The sequence below is a fragment of the Pseudomonas fluorescens genome (assembly GCF_902497745.1).
Lineage (GTDB): Bacteria > Pseudomonadota > Gammaproteobacteria > Pseudomonadales > Pseudomonadaceae > Aquipseudomonas > Aquipseudomonas fluorescens_BM.
On sequence record NZ_CABVHJ010000008.1, the window covers coordinates 153,318 to 172,947 of the forward strand.

At 60.2% G+C, this 19,630-nt stretch carries 16 protein-coding genes; 9 read left to right on the plus strand and 7 right to left on the minus strand.

Annotated features, from left to right (window positions below; genetic code table 11):
- Position 1: 1 nt before the first annotated feature.
- Both F8N44_RS14805 and F8N44_RS14810 read left to right on the plus strand, forming a co-directional pair.
- Positions 2-1,192: a GNAT family N-acetyltransferase gene (locus tag F8N44_RS14805; RefSeq protein WP_150650803.1), complete on the plus strand. Its 1,191-nt coding sequence runs from the start codon at positions 2-4 to the stop codon at positions 1,190-1,192.
- Complete coding sequence (locus F8N44_RS14810) at positions 1,189-1,881, plus strand: N-acetyltransferase (RefSeq protein ID WP_150650804.1); 693 nt, start codon at positions 1,189-1,191, stop codon at positions 1,879-1,881. The genes F8N44_RS14805 and F8N44_RS14810 overlap by 4 nt, the downstream gene beginning before the upstream one ends.
- Positions 1,882-2,018: 137 nt before the next feature.
- Here F8N44_RS14810 and F8N44_RS14815 read toward each other — a convergent pair whose 3' ends face one another.
- Complete coding sequence (locus F8N44_RS14815; protein WP_150650805.1) at positions 2,019-2,816, minus strand: class I SAM-dependent methyltransferase; 798 nt, start codon at positions 2,814-2,816, stop codon at positions 2,019-2,021.
- Positions 2,817-2,991: 175 nt separating this feature from the next.
- On the opposite strand from F8N44_RS14815, the gene F8N44_RS14820 reads away from it, so the two are divergent.
- Positions 2,992-3,339: a hypothetical protein gene (locus F8N44_RS14820; protein WP_150650806.1), complete on the plus strand. Its 348-nt coding sequence runs from the start codon at positions 2,992-2,994 to the stop codon at positions 3,337-3,339.
- Between the two features lie 151 nt (positions 3,340-3,490).
- Here F8N44_RS14820 and F8N44_RS14825 read toward each other — a convergent pair whose 3' ends face one another.
- The 5 genes from F8N44_RS14825 to F8N44_RS14845 all read right to left on the minus strand — a co-directional run bounded on the left by F8N44_RS14825 (position 3,491) and on the right by F8N44_RS14845 (position 12,009).
- Positions 3,491-4,933 (minus strand): sigma-54-dependent transcriptional regulator, encoded by a 1,443-nt coding sequence (locus F8N44_RS14825; RefSeq protein WP_150650807.1) that lies wholly within the window; start codon positions 4,931-4,933, stop codon positions 3,491-3,493.
- The gene (locus F8N44_RS14830; RefSeq protein ID WP_150650808.1) at positions 4,902-6,392 is read right to left on the minus strand and encodes a sensor histidine kinase; all 1,491 of its coding nucleotides are present in this window, start codon (positions 6,390-6,392) and stop codon (positions 4,902-4,904) included. Before F8N44_RS14830 ends, F8N44_RS14825 begins: the two co-directional genes overlap by 32 nt.
- Before the next feature lie 94 nt (positions 6,393-6,486).
- Entirely contained in the window at positions 6,487-7,590 is a 1,104-nt protein-coding gene (locus tag F8N44_RS14835; RefSeq protein ID WP_150650809.1) for an SCO family protein, read from the minus strand.
- Complete coding sequence (locus tag F8N44_RS14840; protein WP_150650810.1) at positions 7,587-10,394, minus strand: multicopper oxidase domain-containing protein; 2,808 nt, start codon at positions 10,392-10,394, stop codon at positions 7,587-7,589. The genes F8N44_RS14835 and F8N44_RS14840 overlap by 4 nt, the downstream gene beginning before the upstream one ends.
- Positions 10,395-10,560: 166 nt before the next feature.
- Positions 10,561-12,009: a sensor histidine kinase gene (locus F8N44_RS14845; protein ID WP_150650811.1), complete on the minus strand. Its 1,449-nt coding sequence runs from the start codon at positions 12,007-12,009 to the stop codon at positions 10,561-10,563.
- Positions 12,010-12,563: 554 nt separating this feature from the next.
- Here F8N44_RS14845 and F8N44_RS14850 point away from each other — a divergent pair.
- The 6 genes from F8N44_RS14850 to F8N44_RS14875 all read left to right on the plus strand — a co-directional run bounded on the left by F8N44_RS14850 (position 12,564) and on the right by F8N44_RS14875 (position 18,956).
- The gene (locus F8N44_RS14850; RefSeq protein ID WP_150650812.1) at positions 12,564-13,910 is read left to right on the plus strand and encodes a hypothetical protein; all 1,347 of its coding nucleotides are present in this window, start codon (positions 12,564-12,566) and stop codon (positions 13,908-13,910) included.
- A gap of 35 nt (positions 13,911-13,945) precedes the next feature.
- Complete coding sequence (locus F8N44_RS14855; RefSeq protein WP_150650813.1) at positions 13,946-16,174, plus strand: Ig-like domain-containing protein; 2,229 nt, start codon at positions 13,946-13,948, stop codon at positions 16,172-16,174.
- Positions 16,175-16,247: 73 nt separating this feature from the next.
- A complete protein-coding gene (locus F8N44_RS14860) occupies positions 16,248-16,712 on the plus strand; it encodes a curlin (RefSeq protein WP_127926664.1) in 465 nt (154 codons plus the stop codon).
- A 27-nt stretch (positions 16,713-16,739) separates the two neighbouring features.
- Positions 16,740-18,191, plus strand: a complete 1,452-nt coding sequence (locus F8N44_RS14865; RefSeq protein WP_150650814.1) for a curlin — start codon at positions 16,740-16,742, stop codon at positions 18,189-18,191.
- 299 nt (positions 18,192-18,490) lie between these two features.
- The gene (locus F8N44_RS14870) at positions 18,491-18,697 is read left to right on the plus strand and encodes an antitoxin (RefSeq protein ID WP_083368637.1); all 207 of its coding nucleotides are present in this window, start codon (positions 18,491-18,493) and stop codon (positions 18,695-18,697) included.
- Positions 18,687-18,956: a type II toxin-antitoxin system RelE/ParE family toxin gene (locus F8N44_RS14875; RefSeq protein WP_150650815.1), complete on the plus strand. Its 270-nt coding sequence runs from the start codon at positions 18,687-18,689 to the stop codon at positions 18,954-18,956. Before F8N44_RS14870 ends, F8N44_RS14875 begins: the two co-directional genes overlap by 11 nt.
- A 244-nt stretch (positions 18,957-19,200) precedes the next feature.
- Here F8N44_RS14875 and F8N44_RS14885 read toward each other — a convergent pair whose 3' ends face one another.
- Positions 19,201-19,572, minus strand: a complete 372-nt coding sequence (locus F8N44_RS14885) for a DUF6124 family protein (RefSeq protein WP_150650816.1) — start codon at positions 19,570-19,572, stop codon at positions 19,201-19,203.
- Between the last annotated feature and the right edge of the window lie 58 nt (positions 19,573-19,630).

Genomic DNA, 19,630 nt, shown 5'->3' on the forward strand with positions numbered 1-19,630 from the left:
CATGGTGATGCGATTCGAATGGCGCACCTCTCTATGCGCTGCCGACTTCCCGGCAACAGCCTTCGAGGCACTGCGCCTGCGCGTGGCCGACCACACGCCGTTCAACAACCTCGGCTGGTTGTGCGCGGCAGAGCAGGCCCTGGACGAGGATCAGCGCCTGCACATTCTGCTCGGCTGGGAAGCCGAGCAATTGCTGCTGTGCCTGCCACTGGTGGCCAGCCGCGAACGCTTCGCTGGCGTACCGTTTCGCGTTTTGCATCACTTGGGTTATCCAATGGCCGATCGCCTGGCCCTACTGTCGTTGCTCGGCAGCGAAGACATGCACAAGGCGCTGGTGCTGATCCGCAAGCATCTGCCCCACGCGCTGCTGCAACTCAATGAACTGTCGGAACCTGCCGGTGAAGAAAGTGCGCTCACCGAATGGATGGCGCGCAGTTCCACGGCTGAACGACGCCTGAGTTGCCGAGTACCGGTGCATCTGATCAGCGACGCCGATCATCAGGAGATCTCCGGTGACCCGCGCTACAAGTTGCGTCGGGCGCGCAAACGGATTGCCGCATGCGGTGCGCAAGTGCGGCGAATCACCCCGGATGCGCTGTCGATGCCTGCGATTTTGGAAGCGCTGCAGGAAGTCGAGTCGGTCAGTTGGAAAGGTGACGAGGGCGTCGGGATTTTCGCCACCGAACGCAGTCGTCAGTGGATGCAAAGCGCTTTCACCGCCCTCGCCACTCAAGGCCTGGTGCGGGTCGTGACGCTGGAGCTGAACGGCCGCTGCATCAGCTACCGCCTCGGCCTGCTCGAACAGGGCCGCCTCTACGATTACAACCTGGCGTTTTTGCCGCAGTACGCCGACCTCGGTAGCGGCCGGGTGTTGCTGGAGGAATGGATTCGTTGGGGGCTGGATGAGCACTGGCGCTGGATCGATGCGTCGCGGGTCAGCCTGGAAAACTCCAGCCATCAACTGCACGAACGCATGACCGGGCAACTGGAACACTGGCGCTGGAGTTTCTACTCGTGGCGCCCGAGCGGTTTGCTACTGGGCCTGGGGCTACGCCTTTGGCACCGCGTCAAACCGGCCCTGCAAAAATGGCGCGCACAGCGTGCCGGCAACTCGACGGCGGCGAACACATCCGAAACTCAACCGGCAACACCATCCAACACACCTGGGCTAGCGCCTCGGAGGGCATCATGAGCGTCATCGAAAATCTGCTTCTGCGCATCAAACAAAAAGGCCTGCGCCGCACCCTTGGCGCGCTGTGGAAACGTTACGTCTTCGCTCACCGTGAACTGCTGTGGATGGAGCGCGACCTGGTCACGCCGATTGCCCCGAACAAACTGCGCCCCTGCGAAGGTTTGCGCAGAGTCGACATCACCGAGGACAACGCCAAGGCATTTGGCAAGTACTTTGGTGACCGCGTGCAGACCATGGCCGAGCTGGCCGCTGAAGGGCATACGGGGCACATGTACCTGGACCAGGACGATCACACCGTCGGGTTTGTCTGGGCCAGCACTCGCGACTATTACGACCGCCACTTCTACCGCTGCACGTTCCCGGTCAAGCCCGGTGAATACTTTCAGTTCGGTGCCGAAATTACCCGGCAGTATTTCGGCAGTAGCTTGACCGTCGATGCACAGACCGCACTATGGCAAGTCATGTCTGCCCGAGGCTTCAAAAAAGTCGTGGATATCTGCGACAACGCCAATGTCCAGGCGCTGAAGATGCATATTCGCCTGGGCTATCAGGAACAAGGGCATATCACCCATGTTTACGACCTGTTCGGGCACTGGCGTTTCTTCCGCGAATCGAACTACAGCGATTCAAGGCTGGAGGCGCTGCGCAAGCCGGAAAGACCGGCAGTGACGGTGGCGGCGCAGGCTTGATTCAATCTCAGGATTTGTAGCGGTGGCGAGGCCGCCTTCGCGAGCAGGCTCGCTCCCACATTGGATCTGCGTCATGCACACATTCAATGTGGGAGCGAGCCTGCTCGCGAAGAGGCCATTTGTCACAATGGAAAACTTCAGGTCTTGGTGGCAACCAGGGTAAAACACATCGGCATCTGCGCCTCTCGATTCAGATACCGGTCATAAACCTCTTCCCGATTCGAATGCGCATACTCCCTGAAGTGCGCAATGTTCATCCCTGCCCCGATGGCACCGCTGAAAATCGCCCCCAGCGTATGCACAAACCAATACGACTTCGCTGCCTGCTGCTCAACCTTGCCGACATAGACAATCGGCTCTTCCTGCACAAACGGCTCGGCGCGGAAGTAGGAACTGGCGAGGCGATAAGGATCTTCCGCATCCGGGTCGACCATTTCCAGAAACGGATGGGTTTCGTAAATCACCAGTTTCCCACCCGGTTTCAGCGTTGAGGCGACATGACGGAAGAATTCGCCGATGTCCGGCATCCAGTTGAGGACACCGATGGTGATCAGCGCCACATCGAAGCGGTTCTGCAACGACGCTGGCAAATGATGGATATCGCTTTCGATGAACTCGGCGTTGTGCGGTGAACGCTTGTTCAGCTCACGCGCCTGTTCGAGAAACGCCGCCGACTGATCGACACCGACCACGCTTCTGGCACCCAGCGCAAACAGTGAGAGACTCTCACGGCCGTTGTTGCAGCCCAGTTGAATCACCTCTTTGCCGTCAACCTCCAGCAACCCGCTCAACGTCTCATCAAGACAAGAGAAATCCGCCTGCGCAACTTCGCCGAGCAAGTTCTGCCAATCAGGCGAATCCTGATGATGGCGGGCGGAATCGTTCCACGCCTGTCGATTGCTCTCGATGGCGATTTTATTGTTGGGCACTTCCATGGCGCACTCCGGACGATGCTCGTGATTGAGCGGATCCGAGTCTAGATCAGCCCGGCAATTGCGGTTGTTGCAAACTTGTAAGCCAATTCCTTGGTATCCGATGTGGATCGAGCGTTGGGGGCGTGGGCAGCTATAGTTAATAGCCTTGGGGAAAACCGCACTCGCAGGTGCCACCATGCATATGCTCGATCGGCTGTTGTTGACCGGCTGTCTGCTCGCTGCCACTCAGGCGCAAGCGCTGGACAGCAATTTCAATTATTACGGGCCCAACCAGCCCTTCGCCCACCCTGCCCCGTATTCACTGAGTTCCACGCCGCCCAAGCCTTACGACGATACGGCGCCGCAGGATTTTGTGGTGCTTCCGGGTGACCATGAATTCTCAGATTCGCAGTTGCCGATCGTGGCGGATGCGACGGTGCGGGTGTTTATCCGCACGTACGATGCCGAGCGCGGGATTTATGTGAATGACGAGGTGCTGGATCCGGGTTGTGTGCTGGAGTGTTTGAGTCGGCAGCAGCATTGATCCGGGTTGCTCAAACATTCTGCAGACACCGGATAACCCTGTGGGAGCGAGCTTGCTCGCGAAAGCGGTGGACCAGTCAACATCGATGTCGGCTGACATGGCCTCTTCGCGAGCAGGCTCGCTCCCACAGGGGTGATGCGCTGTGTCTGGGTTACCACTGCCGTTTATCCGGCCGGGCGAGGCCGAGTTTTTCGATGCGGTAACGCAGCATGTCGCGGCTCAGGCCCAGCAGGCGCGCGGACTTGGTGACGTTCCAGTCGGTCTTGTCGAGCATCTTGCGCACCATGTCGCGTTCGACTTCCGGCAGATTCATCGACTCCATATTGCTCGCTGGACGCGGTTCGTAGGGCGACGCCGGTTCGTAGTGTTGATGCTGATGCTGCGGCGGCAACTCATCACAAAGGCTCATGCACACGTTCAACTGATGCGCGGCAATCGTGTCGCTCGGCGCCAGCAACACCGTTTGCTCAAGCATGTTGCGCAGCTCGCGCACATTGCCCGGCCAGGTGTAACTGAGCAGCAACTCCTCAGCCTGCTGGCTGAAATGCAGATTCGGTTTGCCATAGCGCTTGCCGTGGCTGGCGAGGAAGTGCCGGGCCAACAACAAAATATCGTCACCCCGTGCATACAGGCGCGGCACTTTGATCGAAATGATCCGCAAGCGGAAAAACAGATCACGACGGAATTTCCCCTGCTGAACCATTTGCTCCAGGTTGCAGTTGGTCGCGCTGATCACCCGCAGATTGACCTTGCGCTCCTTCACCGAGCCAACCCGGCGAATGGTGCGATCCTCCAGCAACTTCAGAATCTTCGCCTGCAACAGCAGATCCATCTCGCCGATCTCATCGAGAAACAGCGTGCCGCCATCCGCCGCTTCCACCAGCCCGACCCGGCGATCCTTGGCGTCAGTGAACGCGCCTTTCTCATGGCCGAACAGCTCCGACTCGACCAGATTCGACGGGATCGACGCACAGTTGAATTCAATAAACGGGCCTTTGCTGCGCGGGCCGTCGAAGTGCAACGCGCGGGCCACCAGTTCCTTGCCAGTGCCGGTCTCGCCTTCCACAAGCACCGGGGGCAGATCGGTGTTGGCCATGCGCCGCTCGGCATCGAGCAACTGGCCGATGGTGTTCTTTAGATACTGCATCGGCGCCGAATCGCCAATCAGCGCCTGCACCCCGGATTTCTGCGCTTCGCGTTCCTGATAGAACGACAGCGTGCGCTCCATCCTTTCGGTGGCCAGGGCCTTGTCGAGCAGCAGTTTGAGCTCCGTCAGCGCGACCGGTTTGGTGACGTAGTGAAAGGCGCCCTCCTTCATCGCCACCACGGCATCTTCAACGTTGCCGTAACCGGTCATCATGATCACTTTCAGATCCGGCGCGCTGATGCGCAGCTTCTGGATCAGGTCGTGACCACTCATGCCCGGCAGCGAGTTGTCGGTCAGCACGATGTCGGGCATGAAGGTTTCCAGTTGCCCTAACGCGTCCTCGGCCGAATGGCAGACGGTCACCTCGAAGTCTTTGCGCTCCAGGTAGGTCTGAATATTTTCGGCCAACAGTTCGTCATCCTCGACCAGCAGAATGCTGTGTTCCATATTCCCCTCCCGATGCCACTTTGAAGTTGAGACTGACGCGGGTTCCCTCCTGCTCTTTGCTGGTCAAGACGACCGAGCCCTGAAAACGCTCCATGATTCTTTTGACCAACGCCAGGCCAACCCCGAGGCCGCCCTGCTTGGTGGTAAAAAACGGTTTGAACACCAACAGTTGCTGCTGCGCGCTCATGCCCTTACCGGTGTCGCTCACGGTCAGACGCACGCTGTCGGGCTGCGGCGATTCGAATTCGACGCTGAGCACACCACCCTTGGGCATGGCTTCCAGAGCGTTGGCAAACAGGCTATTGAGTATTTGCGTGAGCAACACCTTTTGACTGACGACCGGCGCGCAGTTTTGCGGACTGAATCGCACTTCGACGTTGCAGCGTTTGATCAATGCTTCGAAGGCGCCAACGGTGTCTTCGACCGCCATGACCAGATCCACCGCCTCGCCGTCGTCATTCATCGGCCGCAGCGACACGAGCAATTCGCGCACCCAGCGCGACATGCGATCGACCTGGCTGATGATGTCGCCGATGTTGCGCTGCGCACCGGGGCTGGCGATTTCCTGGGCGAGTTCGGCGCTGGAACGAATGGTCGCCAGCGGATTGCGCAGGCTGTGCGCCACCGCCGAGGACATCTCGCCGAGGGCGACGAAGGTTTCGTTGCTGATCAACTGTTGCTGCTGGCTCTGCAGCAGTTTCGCCGCACGGCGGACGATCCAGAACAAGGCTAGAAAGATCGCCGCACCGCCGAAGCAAGTCGCCGCCCAGATCGAGGCGAACCCACGGTCGATGCGATCGACCAGATCCGCCGGCTCCTTGTAGACCTCAACCATGGCGACGACTTTGCTTTTGTCAGCGTTGAACATTGGGATGTAGTTCTCGATGAACAGGTATTTCGGTTCGCGCAACATTTGCTGCTCGGGTTTCTCATCGTCGATCTTGTGATAGCTGGAAGACACCGGCACTTTCATCTCGAATGATTCGTCGAGTTCGTCGTCATCCTTGATGTGCACGCCGATAAGCTCAGCGTTGGTTGACCAGATCACCGTGCGATCCAGCGCATAAACGGTCGCGAGCAAAATGTCCGGCAAGTGTTCGACGTGATCGAGAAACTCGGTGCGTGCCGAAGCCTGTAACGCCGGGTCAACATCGGGATAGTGGTTGTCCTGGCGCGGGTCGAGCATTTCGCCCATCGTCCGGTTCGGATTGATTTTGGCGTGACGCATTTCCGCCGCGCCAATGGCCTCAACGAATTGCGCGGTCAGCAGCGCATCGCGCTCGACACTTTCGGTGACCACGAAGCGTGTGGAGATATAACCCAGCCCCAACGCCACGGCGGCGATGAAGAAAAAACTCGCGAGCGAGAACCAGCGCAGCAGATTGAACTGCTCGCGCCAGCCCTTGCATGCGACCGATGGGTTCGGTGCAGAGGTTTTTTGTGCTTCCAGTCGCTGCATGGGAATGGCCCTGGAGTTTTATATCGCGCTGCTTACAGCCATCAGTGTAGGTGGCTCTGACCGCGACACACGGTTCAATGATGCTATTTCGCCGCTACCGCATCTGACTCACCGTCGCGGCTGGATCGCCCGGTTTTACTGGCGTCAATGCACCGTCGGCCATTACATTGGCGGACGGTTGCTGACGCTCGGTTTCATCGCTGAGAAAGTCGATGATCGACTGCGCGGATTGCTCGTCGAGGCGCAGATTGGGCATCGGGATTCGCTCGAATTGTTCGTAGAGTTGCAGGGCAATCGGGTCTTTTTCCGCGAGCAGGCGATCCGGTTCGCGGATCCAGCGATTCAGCCACTTGGGATCGCGGTGGCGGGTTACGCCAATCAAGTCCGGGCCAATGCTGCGCATGCCAATGCCCTGCCCATCCATTGGGCCGAGGCTGTGACACGAGGCGCAGCGGGTGCGGAACAGTTCTTCGCCATTGCTCGGCGGGCGAATGTCCGGGGCATTGGCGTAGCTTTCTTCGATGCTCGGCTGCTTCCAGTTCTGCAAGGTGTTGGCCAGTTGATCGGCGAGGATCCACGGGTTCTCGAACGGCGAGGCCTTCATCCAGCGCCCGGTGGTCTGGTTGCCGACGATGAGGCTGAGGTTGTGATCCTTGTTGCGGCCGTTGTCGACGCCGTCGATAAACAGCCCGAGCTTCTTGCGCAGGTCGGTGACGTCTTCGAATTCGCCGGTGAGAAACTTCCAGCCGGGGCCGACCTTGAAACGTTGCGCGTAAGCCTTGAGCACTTCGGGGGTGTCGCTGATCGGGTCGATGCTGATCGAGTAGAAAAAGATGTCCTGCCCGACCCGCTCGCCGAGCAGTTTCTGCACTTGGCGCAGGCGTGCGGTTTCCAGTGGGCAGGAATCGCTGCAGGACGTGAAGATGAAGTTGATCACCACCACTTTGTTCTTGATCAGGTCATCGAAGAAATGCACCTGCCGACCGTCCTGATCGGTCAGCAAAGTATTGGGGAAATAGTCGCCACCCCACGGGGTGGCGGATTCGCTCGCCGCTGACGGCTCGCCGACACTGGCCTGGTGCGCCAGCAGCACGCGGCTGCCGAGCACACAGGCCACCAGCAGCAGCACCAGGTGCATGCCCAGCGCCCGGGAGCGCGGGGTATGCACAGGTTGGCTGTCACCGTGGCGGCGGTTCATGGCTTGACCACCACTTGTGGGCCCATACCGTCGCCGTTGCGGAAAGTTGGCAGCGCGGCGGAGTTGACGTAGCGCACACCGTCCCAGCTCGGCAGTGGGGTTGGCATCAGTTGCAATTGCCCGGGTTTCTCAAGGTCCCAACGCAGCAGCATCGAGTTGTCTTCATGCTGGGTGTTGTGACAGTGCTCCATGTACGTCCCGGCAAACTCGCGGAAGTTGATCGCCATTTCGACGCTGTCCAGACCGTCCTTTTCCGAGCCGATGCGATAGACGTCCTTGCGTGCCCATTTTTCCCACTCTGGCGGGGCCTTGCCGCCGCGACTGAGGATGATCCCCTCCTCGAAGTGCACATGCACCGGATGGCTCCAGCCCGTGCCGCCGGCCTTGATGTTCCACACTTCGAGGGTGCCGAACCCGGTGACACCGGCATCGGTCGGGCCGCTGGACAGCTGAGTCGAAGCGTTCAGGCGACGCGGGTCCATGTGGAAACCGAAGCCGCCATCGGTCTTGACTGTCCACGGCGCCTCATCGGTGCCGTCAGAGCGGCCGAAGGTGAAGGTGCGGTGACGGGCCTTGGTCAGTAGCACTTTGTCGGCGGCGTTGTCGCGGTGGATCTTCAGCGGGATCATCACCAGCCCTTCAGCCTTGCCCGGTTTGGCCGGTTCGTAGGCTGCCGGGTTCATCGCCAGATCCTGACCGGTGTAAGCCTTGACGTTAAGCTGCAAGACCTTGCCTACCGCCGGGTCACCTCTGTCCCATTGCGGGCCTTTGCTGGTCTGCTTGATCACCGCCAGGTATCTCTCCGACAGGATGTCGCCCAACGGGATGACGTCTTTGGGTCCCTTGCCGTCGTCGTGAGCCTGCAGGTTGACGAAGAACAGCTTATCGCCTGGCTTGATGCCGTTTTTCGAAAAGTTGACGATGATGTCGAAGCGCTCGGCGATGCCCTGAGTCGGCAGGATCGCGTTGTGGTTCTGTTTGTCGCCATCGGCATCGAGATCCATGCTGCCGTCAAACGGTACGCTGTGTTCCATGATGTTGCCGTCGTTGGCAATCATGTGAAACGGCACGCGACTGTACGACACGCCGGAGTTTTTCGGCCCCTGGAACTCGCCGCTGGTGCCTTTGATTTCCCGCACCAGCGCCAGTTTGAAGTAGCGCGACACCGAGCCGTTGAGAATGCGGAAGCGATAGCTGCGTGCGCGCACGTCGAGGGTCGGTTTCCACTGCCAGTTGACCAGTAATTGGTCACCGAGGAAGCCGTCGGTGTTGAACGGGTTGAACCACAACTGCCCTTCCTGATCCCACGCCTTGTCGGCAAACACCAGGTTGACGTCGTAGTCACGGTTGCCCCATGGCAAGGCACTGCCGCTGGGCAGACGCAGGTTAACGCCGTCGTCCACCGACTCGTTGCCGCGATCCAGCGCGCTGTAGTAGTTCATCATCGCCGCGTTGCCCTTGTAGACGTTCTGCGCGGTGAAATCGAGCATGTGATCGTGGAACCAGTGGGTGCTCATGGTCTCGCGCCAGTCGCCACGGATTTTGATGGTGCCGTGGTCGCAGGTTTTCTTCGCGGGGGCCAGGTCGTTGACCCACAAGGTTTCACCCGCTGCGCAAGGGAACGCCGCACGCGGGTCTTCAGCCTTGGTGTTGATGCTGTCGTAACCGGCGAGCTGGATCGGCCAGCGATAGTCGTAGAACTGCCCCGGAAAGAAGAACGCGTTGGCATAGCCATCGCTTTCCGCCGGCGCGTGACCGTTGTGCTCGTGGGTACTGATGGTGTGGAGACCGAAGCCTCGATTGGCCGACGGGTCGATCGGCAAGCCGTTGTAGTGGCGCATCATCACCGGTTGGCCGTAGCGCACCATCAACAGTTTCGGCGGCAACGTACCGTCGAAGGTCCACACCGAGTTGTGGTTTTGCGCCGGCATTGCCGGGTGGAAACGCGGATCAACCCCCTTGGCGGTGCCATCGGTCAGCGGCACGCCAGCGACGTTGTGATACAAGCCGCCGGGGCCGAATTCGCCCACTGCGTAATGGTGCATTTGCACACTGTCACGCAGGCCACCATTGAGGCGCGCGCCGGTCTGTACGGTTTTGTAAGCGACTTGCGGGTAGAACTCGTTCCAGCGCTGGTGCGCCCAGCCTTTTCCGGGTGGCCGACCTTCGGCGGACGAGCCGATGTGCCGGTTGAGGTACACCTCGATCTGCGCCTGCCACGGGTTGCGGTCGACGACATTGGCGAACTGGCTGGGGAATGGCGTCAGCCCCGGTTGGCGCAGGAACGCATCGAGGGCGGTGCCGGGTGGCGCGCTGCGGGCGATGTTGTTCGGGTCCTGAGCCGGTGCCGGGCCAATCGCGGCGGGCGGAAACGGCAACGGCGCGGCCGGGGTGGTCGGGTCGAGCTTTTCCGGGCCGAACTCTTCGAACAGGGTCAACTGCTGAGTGAACGGTTGCGCACCATAGAGCGGGCTAGGCTTGCCGTTGGTGGGGTAGTTGAAACTGGTTTGCACGGACGGTGGCAAGACGTTTTCGATGCGAGTCTCGGCGCGGTCGCCTTTGACCCCGTCCGGCAAATCGAATGAGTCTTCGTTGGCCTCAGGCATGGTCAAGATCGCGTTGAGCGCGCCGGCGCGGTCGGCCGGTTCGTCGTAGTACGCCGACGGGTCGGAGGTTTCTGGCTGTCGCTCGTCATCGATGGGGCTGGCGCGGACGCCGGCCATGCTGCCGAGGGTCAACATCAGAAAGACGCTCAGAGGCGTCAGCAGGAAAGTGTTGCTTGGGTCACGCGTTGCTCTGTCCATCACCAGCCGCCTCATCAAGGAAGGGGTGATGGTGTTTTGCAACTAGTGAGCCAAGAAATTATTTCCAGTTGTTACAGGGAGTTGAGGATGCTGTGGGTTTCCCCACTCCCCGGTGACCGGGGCTTGACACCCACTGATGGGGGAAGTTCAGAGAAATTTTGCCGATTTACGGCACTAGCTGAAACGCCAGACGAACGGTGGTGCCCTCGCCTTCGCGGCTGTCGAGAGTCACGCCGCCACCGAAGCGCTCCATGATGCGCTTGACCAGCACCAGACCGACCCCGAGACCGCCAGACTTGGTGGTGAAAAACGGCCGGAACGCCATGGTCCGTTGCTCTTCGTTCATGCCTTTACCGGTGTCGCTGAGCACCACGCACACGCCACGGTCTTCGCTCGGTTCCAGGCTGACGGTCAGCGTGCCGCCCTTGTCCATCGCCTCCAGCGCATTGGCCAGCAGGCTGTTGAGGATCTGTGTCAGTTGCACCGGCTGGCTGAGCACCATCGGTGTGTGCTGCGGATGAAACACCACCTGCACGCCAGCTCTGGCGATCTGCTGTTCGAAGGCGACGAGGCTTTCGTGCAGCGCGGCCACCAGATTCACCGGTTCCGGGTCATCGTTGAGCGGGCGCAGCGATTGCAGCAGCTCGCGCACCCATTTCGACATGCGGTCGACCTGACCGATGATGTCGTTGATGTTCTTTTCTGCCGGGCCGGCATCGAACTCCAGCGCCAGTTCAGCGCTGGAACGAATGGTCGCCAACGGATTGCGCAAACTGTGCGCCACGGCGGAAGACATCTCGCCCAAGGCGACAAAGGTTTCGTTGGCGATCAGTTGTTTTTGCTGGGCGGCGAGCAGAATCGCCGCGCGCCGTACGATCCAGTACAGGCCCAGATAAATCAGCCCGCCGCCGAGCGCGGTGGCCAGCCAGATCAGAACCAATCCGCGCTCCATGCGCGCGATCAGATCCTTGGGCTCCTTGTAGATCTCGACCATCGCCGTGACGTTCTTGCCCTCGGCGTCGAACAGCGGAATATAGTTCTCGATGAAGATGTAGTCCGGCGGCGTGATGAACTTCTGTTCTTCACGGGCCTTGTCGACGTCGTGATAACTGGCGGACACCGGGATTTTTTCGTTGAAGGCGCGATCGAGGTCTTCATCGGCATGAATGTTGGTGCCAATGAGCGCGGGATTGGTTGACCAGATCACCTGGCGGTCCGGCGCGTAGATGTTGGCGAGAATCACGTCTGGCAGGTGTTCGATGTGATCGAGAAACTCGCCCCGAGCATCGGCCCGGGCTTGCGGACTGACGTCGGGAAAGTGCGTGTCCTGACGTGGGTCGAGCAATTCGCCCATCGTGCGGATATTGGGAATGGAAACGTGACGCACCTCGGCCGAGGCGATGGCCTGTATGAACTGCGCGGTGAGCAAGGCATCGCGCTGCACGCTTTCATCGATCACGAACCGCGTCGACACCGCGCCAAGCGCGATGGCCACGGTACCAATCACCGCCATGCTGATCAGCGAAAACCAGCGCAGCAGGTTGAACGACTGCTTGCGCGAGCCCAAGCGCAGATTGCCCTCCTCGACCGGAAGCGATTTCGACTGCATGTTCATGGCGGCGACTTCCCGATACATCCCTATAGGGTTATAGCCCACGGGTGGGGGTTTGCCCGGTTGCGGGGATATCGACCCGATCTACACCTCCCAAACCACCACAAATCCCTGTAGGAGCTGTCGAGTGAAACGAGGCTGCGATCTTTTGATCCTGTCTTATTAAATCAAGATCAAAAGATCGCAGCCTGCGGCAGCTCCTACAGGGATCTCGGTCACCTACATATTTTGTTTTCACCGAAGAAACTTGTGGGAGCGAGCTTGCTCGCGAAGGCGGCAGGTCAGTCGACATTTTCGTCACAGAAAGTCCGCTTTCGCGAGCAGGCTCGCTCCAACAGGTTCTTCATCTGACAGACGTTCAATGTCATCCCCACCGTCCCCAATCCTGGGGAATGACGCCCTTTCCCCGCTGGCCAAAAAACCCAACTTCACACCTGCAAACCCCTCTATCCCGGCCCTCTCACGCCCATCCATCGCACCTTGGCATGGAAGGTGTACAGGCCCTGTGCAACTGACCCATCCCCAAGGGGCAGGTACTTTGATAGAGGGATTAACTCATGCACCCTTTACTGTCCAAAACCGCGACCATCCTGGTCGTGAGCGCCTTGGCCCAGGGCATTGCCCAGGCCGCTTTGTTTGCTGTTGATCCGGGTCCGTACACACCGGCCAACGGTGGTTTCGCCAGTTGGTATCAGGACTCCCACGGTCGCACCCTGGATCTGTGCCTGTCCAAAGCGCTCAGCTCCCGAGTACCCAGCGCCCCCGGCGCGCCGTCGTACATGTGCTCGCTGCTGCCGACCCCCGGCGTGTTCGATGACGCTCAGCCGATTGTCTTCCCGACAAACTTTCCCGATGAAGCGTTCTGGTTCACCGGAGAAACGGCCCTCGTCGACGCCGCACGGGGGATTGATCTGGGCTACGTCAGCGCCATCGAAGCCGCATTCGCCGCTGAAGAACCGGTTGAAGGCGATCAAGTCAGCTTCGCCCGAATCCGTATTCGCGTCGATGTACCGACCGCCGGCACCTACGTCATCACCCACCCGTATGGTGTCGATGTGTTCAACATCGACACCCCCGGGCGGCGCGCGATCAACATGACCCGCGACATCGGTATCGGCACGCCGAAAACCTATGACGGCGCACTCAAGGGTGACATCGGGCCGTTCCTGCGCAGCGTCAACGGCCCGTACACCGAGACCAACCCGCTGACCGGTGCCGCCGAACAATTCGTCGGCGACCCGAACCTCAACGAGGCAGTCACCGGCAGCCCGTTCAACACCAACTACGTGCGCATAGAAGGCCCTAACGGCCTCGATCTGCGGACGAACGTGTTCGCCGTCTCCGGCAAGTTGTCGACGGTGGTCCGGCCAACGCCAATGATCACCCAGCGCAGCACTTACTCACGCAAGGCCGGCGACAGCGCACCGGTGGCGCAGCAAGACGTGTTCGTCCTTGCCCCGCCAGCTCCGGGTACGGCGGCCGTCACCAGCAGCACCCCGGTGCTGAACATGACCGAAGCCAACAGCACCGGCAGCTGGTACGCGCAGTCCTCGGTAAACCCGACCTTGCCAACCACCTTGCAGGTGACCGCCGACAACCACCTGGCCATCGCCAGCAGCACGCCGACCACCCTGCCCATGATCCTCACCGATCTGGTGGTGATCCAGAGCGCGCAATACAGCCTGAACTCCGGACAACTCACCGTGGTCGCCTCGACCAGTGACGAAACCTCGCCGCCGGTACTCACCGCCACCTCCGGCAGCGGCGCCGCCATTGGTGCGCTGGGCGGCGACGGCGCGGTGAAAACCCTGGCCACCGGGATCTCGCCGATCCCACCGGCCAAGGTTCGGGTGACGTCGTCCAACGGCGGCAGCGATACCGAAGAAGTGGTCATCGTGCAATGAACGCTCACATGCCCAGATCCGCATCAGGAGGCATCATGAACAAGTGGCCACGCTTTGCGCTCAACGCGCTCGGGCTCGCTCTCTCGCTGACCGGCAGTGCCTATGCGCAACTCGCCGCCGTCGACCCCGGCCCCTACACCTTCGCCACCGGGAAATTCCCGATGTGGTATCAGGACAACAATCTGCTGTCGATGGAACTGTGCCAGTCGCGTGCTGCCAGTTCGCGCGTTGCCGCGACCACGCCGCCGGCCTACATGTGCATTCTCTTGGCCGAGCCGGGTATCTACGACGACGCCCAGCCGATGATTTTTCCCGATAACTGGCCGCCGGAAGCCTTCTGGTTTTTAGCGGAAACCACAATCGCCGACAACGCTGCCGGTTATGGTGTGGACGCCTATGTCGCCGGGATCGAAGCAGCATTCGCCTCGGAAAATCCGGCCGATGGTGATCAGCAAAGCTTTGCGCGGATTCGCATCCGGGTGAACGTTCCCGTTGCCGGCACCTATACCATCACTCACCCCTACGGCGTGGAAACGGTCAACGTCACCGCGCCTGGCCGGCGAGCGATCAATATCACTCGCGACATCGGCATTGGCGCGCCGGGCGACTTCACCGGTGCCGTCAATGGCGCCATCGGACCGTTCCTGCGCAGCGTCAACGGCCCTTACACCGAAGTGAACCCCGACACCGGCGCCACGGAAACTTTCGTCGGCGACCCGAACCTCAACGAAGCGGTGACCGGCAGCCCGTTCAACACCAACTTCCTGCGCATCACCGGGCCGGCCGGGACGATCCAGTCGAACGTGTTCAGCCTGTCCGGCAAAGTACTCGACAACCGTCAGCAGACGCAGGTGGAAATCGACCGCGCCACCTATCGCCGCACCGCCGCCGGCGTGCGTGCCGAAGTGTTTGCCAAGGCCAGTAACAGCTCGACCCTGTGCTTCCGTGAAACCGTGGCGCTGCTGCCCGGCCCACCGCCAACGCCGTGCCAGACCAGTCTGTTGGGTGACAACAATGGTCTGTTCTTCGGCCACCGACTGGGCACAGGCGCGGTACCTCCGGTAGTCGTCGTGACCGCCACCAACCCCGCCGGCACTACGCGTCCGACGGCCGTGTCGGCCAAGCTCACCGACGTGGTGAAAGTGCAGACCGCGCGCTACAACTGGGCCAACCACAGCCTGCTGATCGAGGCTACCTCGAGCGATGAAGTGGCGATCCCCGACATGGTTGCCCAAGGCTACGGGCGTCTGTCGAAAACCGGCACTCTGCAGCGCATCACCGTCGCCGACCTGACTCAGCCACCCGCTACCGTGACGGTGAAATCTGCCGCTGGCGGTGGTGACACCGAAGCGGTCGTCGTAGTCGGCAGCGCGCCGGACACGGGTGAAAACCAAGCGCCAATCACCAACGCCGACAGCGGCAGCACCAGCTTCGGCGTGCCGATCACCCTCAGTCTGTTGACCAACGACAGCGATCCTGATGGCAACAACCCGCTGGGCATCACCGCGTTGACTCAACCGGCCGCCGGCCAAGGCACCGTCGCCCTCAACGGCACCACTTCAGTGGTCTACACCCCGCCAGCGGTAGTCAACGCGCCACTGACCACCACCTTCACCTACAAAGCGCAGGACGCCAAAGGCCTGGCCTCGGCCAACCCGGCGACCGTGACGATTACCGTCGCAGCGAACCAGGCACCGACCGCCGTCGCCGACAGCGTCGCCACACTGGGCGTAGCGATTCCAATCAACGTGCTGGCCAACGATACCGATCCGGAAGGCAACGTGCCGCTGGCCGTCAACAGTCTGACCCAACCCGCCGCCGGACGCGGCACGGTCAGCACTGACGGCACGGTGATCACCTACACCCCACCGGCCACCGTGACCACGGCATTCACCACGACCTTCACCTACATCGCCCGGGACGCCTTCGGTGCCCTGTCGACGCCGGCCACGGTCACGGTGCAAGTGTCGCCACGGCCAGCAGCGGAAACGTTCGCCGTCACCGCGTCAACGGTGCAGGCACGCTCCGGCGGGCGCTTCAACTGGGACTTCACCGGCACCTCGTCAGTGACCACCGGCAACACCATCACCGTGCAGGTCACCACCCCTTCCGGGCTGGTCACCCTTGGCACCACCACGGTGCCGTTGACCGGACGCTGGCGGCTGACGCTGAACAACACGCTGGTGGTGCCATCGGCCAACCCGACCGCGACGATCCGCTCGTTCCAGGGCACCGTGCGCACGGTCTCGGTGACCACGCTGTAGGCCTGCGCCCCAGCAACCTGCGGGTGGCTGGGGCGTGCTTCGCAACCGGATAACGCCACACAGGATTTTCGCCATGAACACGCCGACCGCCGCCCTGCTTTGCCTGCTTCTGCTATGCAGCAATGCAGGCGTGCGCGCCGACGACCTGATGGACAACGACGACCTGGCCCCGACCAGCAGCGACCTCGGCGAACTGCCCCCACCGGTGGGTCAGCAAGCCCTGATCGACCAGCTCGGCCAGGCCAACGTCGCCCTGCTGCAACAGAACGGTCAGTCGCTGCTCGGGCAGATCGTGCAGTCGGGCAGCAATCAGGAGGCGTACATCCTGCAACAGGGCAGCGACCTGATGGCGCTGATCAACCAGAACGGTTCCGGCAACGCCGCCTCCATCACCCAGAACGGCAGCCACAACCGCGCGCAGATTTCGCAAAACGGCAACAACAACGACGCCAGCATCGAGCAGGCCGGCGCGGGGCTGCAAAGCGCCGTGACCCAGTCGGGCAACGGCATGAGCGTTTCGGTCAAGCAATATCGCTAAGCACTGCCAATCATCGGAGAGTTCATCATGTTCAAACTGACGCCCCTCACCGCCGCCATCCTGGTCATGATCAGTGCCCAGGCGATGGCCGACGACAGCCTGTCCAACCAAAGCCAGGTCGGTACCGCCAACATCGCGGATGTGAAGCAGACCCAGGCCCCATTCAGCACCACCACCCAGACCCAACTGGGCCAAGGCAACGACGCCGCCGCCGTGCAAGACCACGCCACCAGCGTGATCACCCAGGACGCGGTCGGCGACTACAACGCCGCTTACGCCGAACAGCTTTACGAAGACAACGCCACCATCACCCAGCAACAAGTCGGCGCCTTCAACACCGCCCACGCCAGCCAGTCGCTGGGCTTCGGCTCACCGAACAGCGCGTTGCAACAGCAGCAAGGCACCGGCAACTTCTCGTTCATTTATCAGGACTCGCAGAACGGCAGCGAAGGCAAAACCTTCCAGTTCGGCGACAGCAACGAAGCCAACATCGAACAACTCTATGAAGGCAGCGGCAACAGTTCGGTGATTACCCAATACGGCACAGCCAACTACGGCACCGCCGAACAAGTGCTGCACAACGGCGGCCAGATCGGCATCAACCAGGCCGGCGAAGGCAACTACGCCTACGGCGACCAACGCAACGGCACCGGCGGCAACATCACCATCAACCAGTTCGGCAACCTCAACGGCACCGAAATCTGGCAGGACGCGCAACTCGCCAGCCAAGCCACCGTCAACCAGTACGGCGACAGCAACGAAACCGTGGTCGACCAAAGCTTCGGCGAAAACAACACCGCCGCCGTCACCCAGGTCGGCAACAGCAACGCGATCTACGCCGACCAGTTCGAATCGGTCAACTCGACACTGGCGCTGTATCAGGTCGGCAACGGCAACGTGCACTTCACCTACCAGAACGGCGACAGCCACGTGCTCAACGCCACTTCGGTGGGCAATGACAACAAGGTCTACGCCAGCAACTGGAAAGGCCCGCAATCCGGCGGCCAGTTCGGCAGCGGCCAGCGCGCGACGGTTACTCAGGCGGGCAATGGCAACATCGCCAGCTTCACGCAGGATGGTGTCGGGCAGGTGATGACCACGCACCAGACCGGAACTGGCAACAAGACCACGGTCAGTCAGGCGGAGTCGTATAACGAGCTGTATTTTGATCAGAATGGTAGCGACAACATTCTGATCTCGGATCAGCGCGGGACGGGCAACCTGGTTCAGGGTTCCTCGAATGGCACGGGCAACAGCGCTGAGTTTGATCAGTCTGGGTCGGGCAACCAGGCTTATACCGCGCAGTTGTATGGCAGTGACAACATGATCACCGTGAAACAGGCGGATACGATGAACGTGGCGTATGTGACCCAGGGGGGCACGGGGAACATTGCCAATGTCGATCAGAGCGGGGTCACGCAGACGGCGAATATTCAGCAGTTCGGGTCGGCTAACCAAGCGACGGTTTTGCAGCAGTAGGGGTTGGGTGTTGATGGGCCGCGATTCTCTGGTGAGGGGGTCGCGGTTTTTTTGTGGGCCGACGTAACCACACACGAGGCTTGCCAGACCAGCCGAGTCCTACAGAAAAAAGAAAGCTTTTACCAAATTCGTGGTGTTTTCCTACCACTTCTGGCGGTTGGCCGTCGGAAGCAGGGCGTCTAGGATTCTTTGGGACAAATTGATCCTCATGGAGCTTGACCAACGTGCTATTCATCCAGCCAGCGACGACAGCAAATGCTTTACCGAATAGACTTCGAGGCATTAAACCCGGAGGTGCCATGATCGACCCATCTTTAATCGACCCACTGTGCCCAGTTGTTTCAGATCTTGACCCCGAAGAGCAGGCCGCGAGCTATGACCGTTGGTTAATCGCCAAAGTGCAGGCTTCGATGAGTGATACAAGACCGAGCATTCCAAATGATCAGGTTATGGCCGAGATGCGTGCCCTGATGGAAGCAAAGCGTAAAAAATACGATGCAGGTTGAGTGGCAGCCCGAAGCTCGGGCTGAACTCCTTAAAATCCTTGATTACATCAGTGACAGGAACTTAGTAGCGGCTGACAGACTTTCCCAAGCTATCGAAGGCGCTACGGTTACCCTTGCTCAACATCCACACCTCTATCGAATGGGTCGAGCACCCGGTACTCGCGAGATGGTCGTACACCCCAATTACCTGATCATTTATCAAGTGGTGGGTCGGATAAATATTCTGAGCGTTTTGCATGCGCGTCAGGAATATCCATAACGCAGATCAAACGTAATTATTTGCTAACGAAAAAAAACGCGACCTTTTCGAGGGTCGCGTTTTTTGTTTTCTATTTTTCCTGAGCTATGGGGAACTCTTTGATGTTGATTCCGAGCGAATCAAAGAGTCAGCCCAGTCCCGCACTGTTTGATCATCGATGACGCGATCAGCATCCACATCCGCCAACGCTTCCAAGGTCGGACGGCGCTTTTCCACTTCCTTATCGTTTTGGATCTTCGGGGAATTAACCATCCTTCAACTCGACGTGATCGAGGGCTTGATTCACCGCCAGTTCGCCCAGCATGACTACTTGAGCGATGCCCAGTGCGGTTTTGCGCTGAGAGGTTTCCAGGGAGGCGGCGAAGTTGATGAGCATTTCGCTGGCCGAGCCGAGGGTTTCGCTGGCGTTGGCGAGCAGGGATTCGGTGTTGTACCTGGGATTGGCGAGGTACATGGGTTCCGGCTCGTTGGCGCTGGACATGATGTGGGGTGTGGGGTTGAGGTAGAAATCGAGGGCACGGTCGGCGGCTTCGTGGAGTTTTTTGCTGTCGACTGAGGCGTAGGGGGATGTGGTGTTGGTGTCTGGTTCTGGGGGATTGGGTGTTGGTTTTTTCATGGTGATTCTCTCTCATTGATAGTTGCAGCTGGCCCATTCGACTTCCAGGAAAAATGGG

Bases quoted from the DNA above. Each gene is read 5' to 3' on its own strand.
- F8N44_RS14830 (WP_150650808.1), bottom strand. From the start codon at position 6,392: ATGCAGCGACTGGAAGCACAAAAAACCTCTGCACCGAACCCATCGGTC.
- F8N44_RS14810 (WP_150650804.1), top strand. From the start codon at position 1,189: ATGAGCGTCATCGAAAATCTGCTTCTGCGCATCAAACAAAAAGGCCTG.
- F8N44_RS14805 (WP_150650803.1), top strand. From the start codon at position 2: ATGGTGATGCGATTCGAATGGCGCACCTCTCTATGCGCTGCCGACTTC.
- F8N44_RS14885 (WP_150650816.1), bottom strand. From the start codon at position 19,572: ATGAAAAAACCAACACCCAATCCCCCAGAACCAGACACCAACACCACA.
- F8N44_RS14840 (WP_150650810.1), bottom strand. From the start codon at position 10,394: ATGGACAGAGCAACGCGTGACCCAAGCAACACTTTCCTGCTGACGCCT.
- F8N44_RS14850 (WP_150650812.1), top strand. From the start codon at position 12,564: ATGCACCCTTTACTGTCCAAAACCGCGACCATCCTGGTCGTGAGCGCC.
- F8N44_RS14865 (WP_150650814.1), top strand. From the start codon at position 16,740: ATGTTCAAACTGACGCCCCTCACCGCCGCCATCCTGGTCATGATCAGT.
- F8N44_RS14825 (WP_150650807.1), bottom strand. From the start codon at position 4,933: ATGGAACACAGCATTCTGCTGGTCGAGGATGACGAACTGTTGGCCGAA.
- F8N44_RS14835 (WP_150650809.1), bottom strand. From the start codon at position 7,590: ATGAACCGCCGCCACGGTGACAGCCAACCTGTGCATACCCCGCGCTCC.
- F8N44_RS14855 (WP_150650813.1), top strand. From the start codon at position 13,946: ATGAACAAGTGGCCACGCTTTGCGCTCAACGCGCTCGGGCTCGCTCTC.
- F8N44_RS14875 (WP_150650815.1), top strand. From the start codon at position 18,687: ATGCAGGTTGAGTGGCAGCCCGAAGCTCGGGCTGAACTCCTTAAAATC.
- F8N44_RS14845 (WP_150650811.1), bottom strand. From the start codon at position 12,009: ATGAACATGCAGTCGAAATCGCTTCCGGTCGAGGAGGGCAATCTGCGC.
- F8N44_RS14815 (WP_150650805.1), bottom strand. From the start codon at position 2,816: ATGGAAGTGCCCAACAATAAAATCGCCATCGAGAGCAATCGACAGGCG.
- F8N44_RS14870 (WP_083368637.1), top strand. From the start codon at position 18,491: ATGATCGACCCATCTTTAATCGACCCACTGTGCCCAGTTGTTTCAGAT.
- F8N44_RS14860 (WP_127926664.1), top strand. From the start codon at position 16,248: ATGAACACGCCGACCGCCGCCCTGCTTTGCCTGCTTCTGCTATGCAGC.
- F8N44_RS14820 (WP_150650806.1), top strand. From the start codon at position 2,992: ATGCATATGCTCGATCGGCTGTTGTTGACCGGCTGTCTGCTCGCTGCC.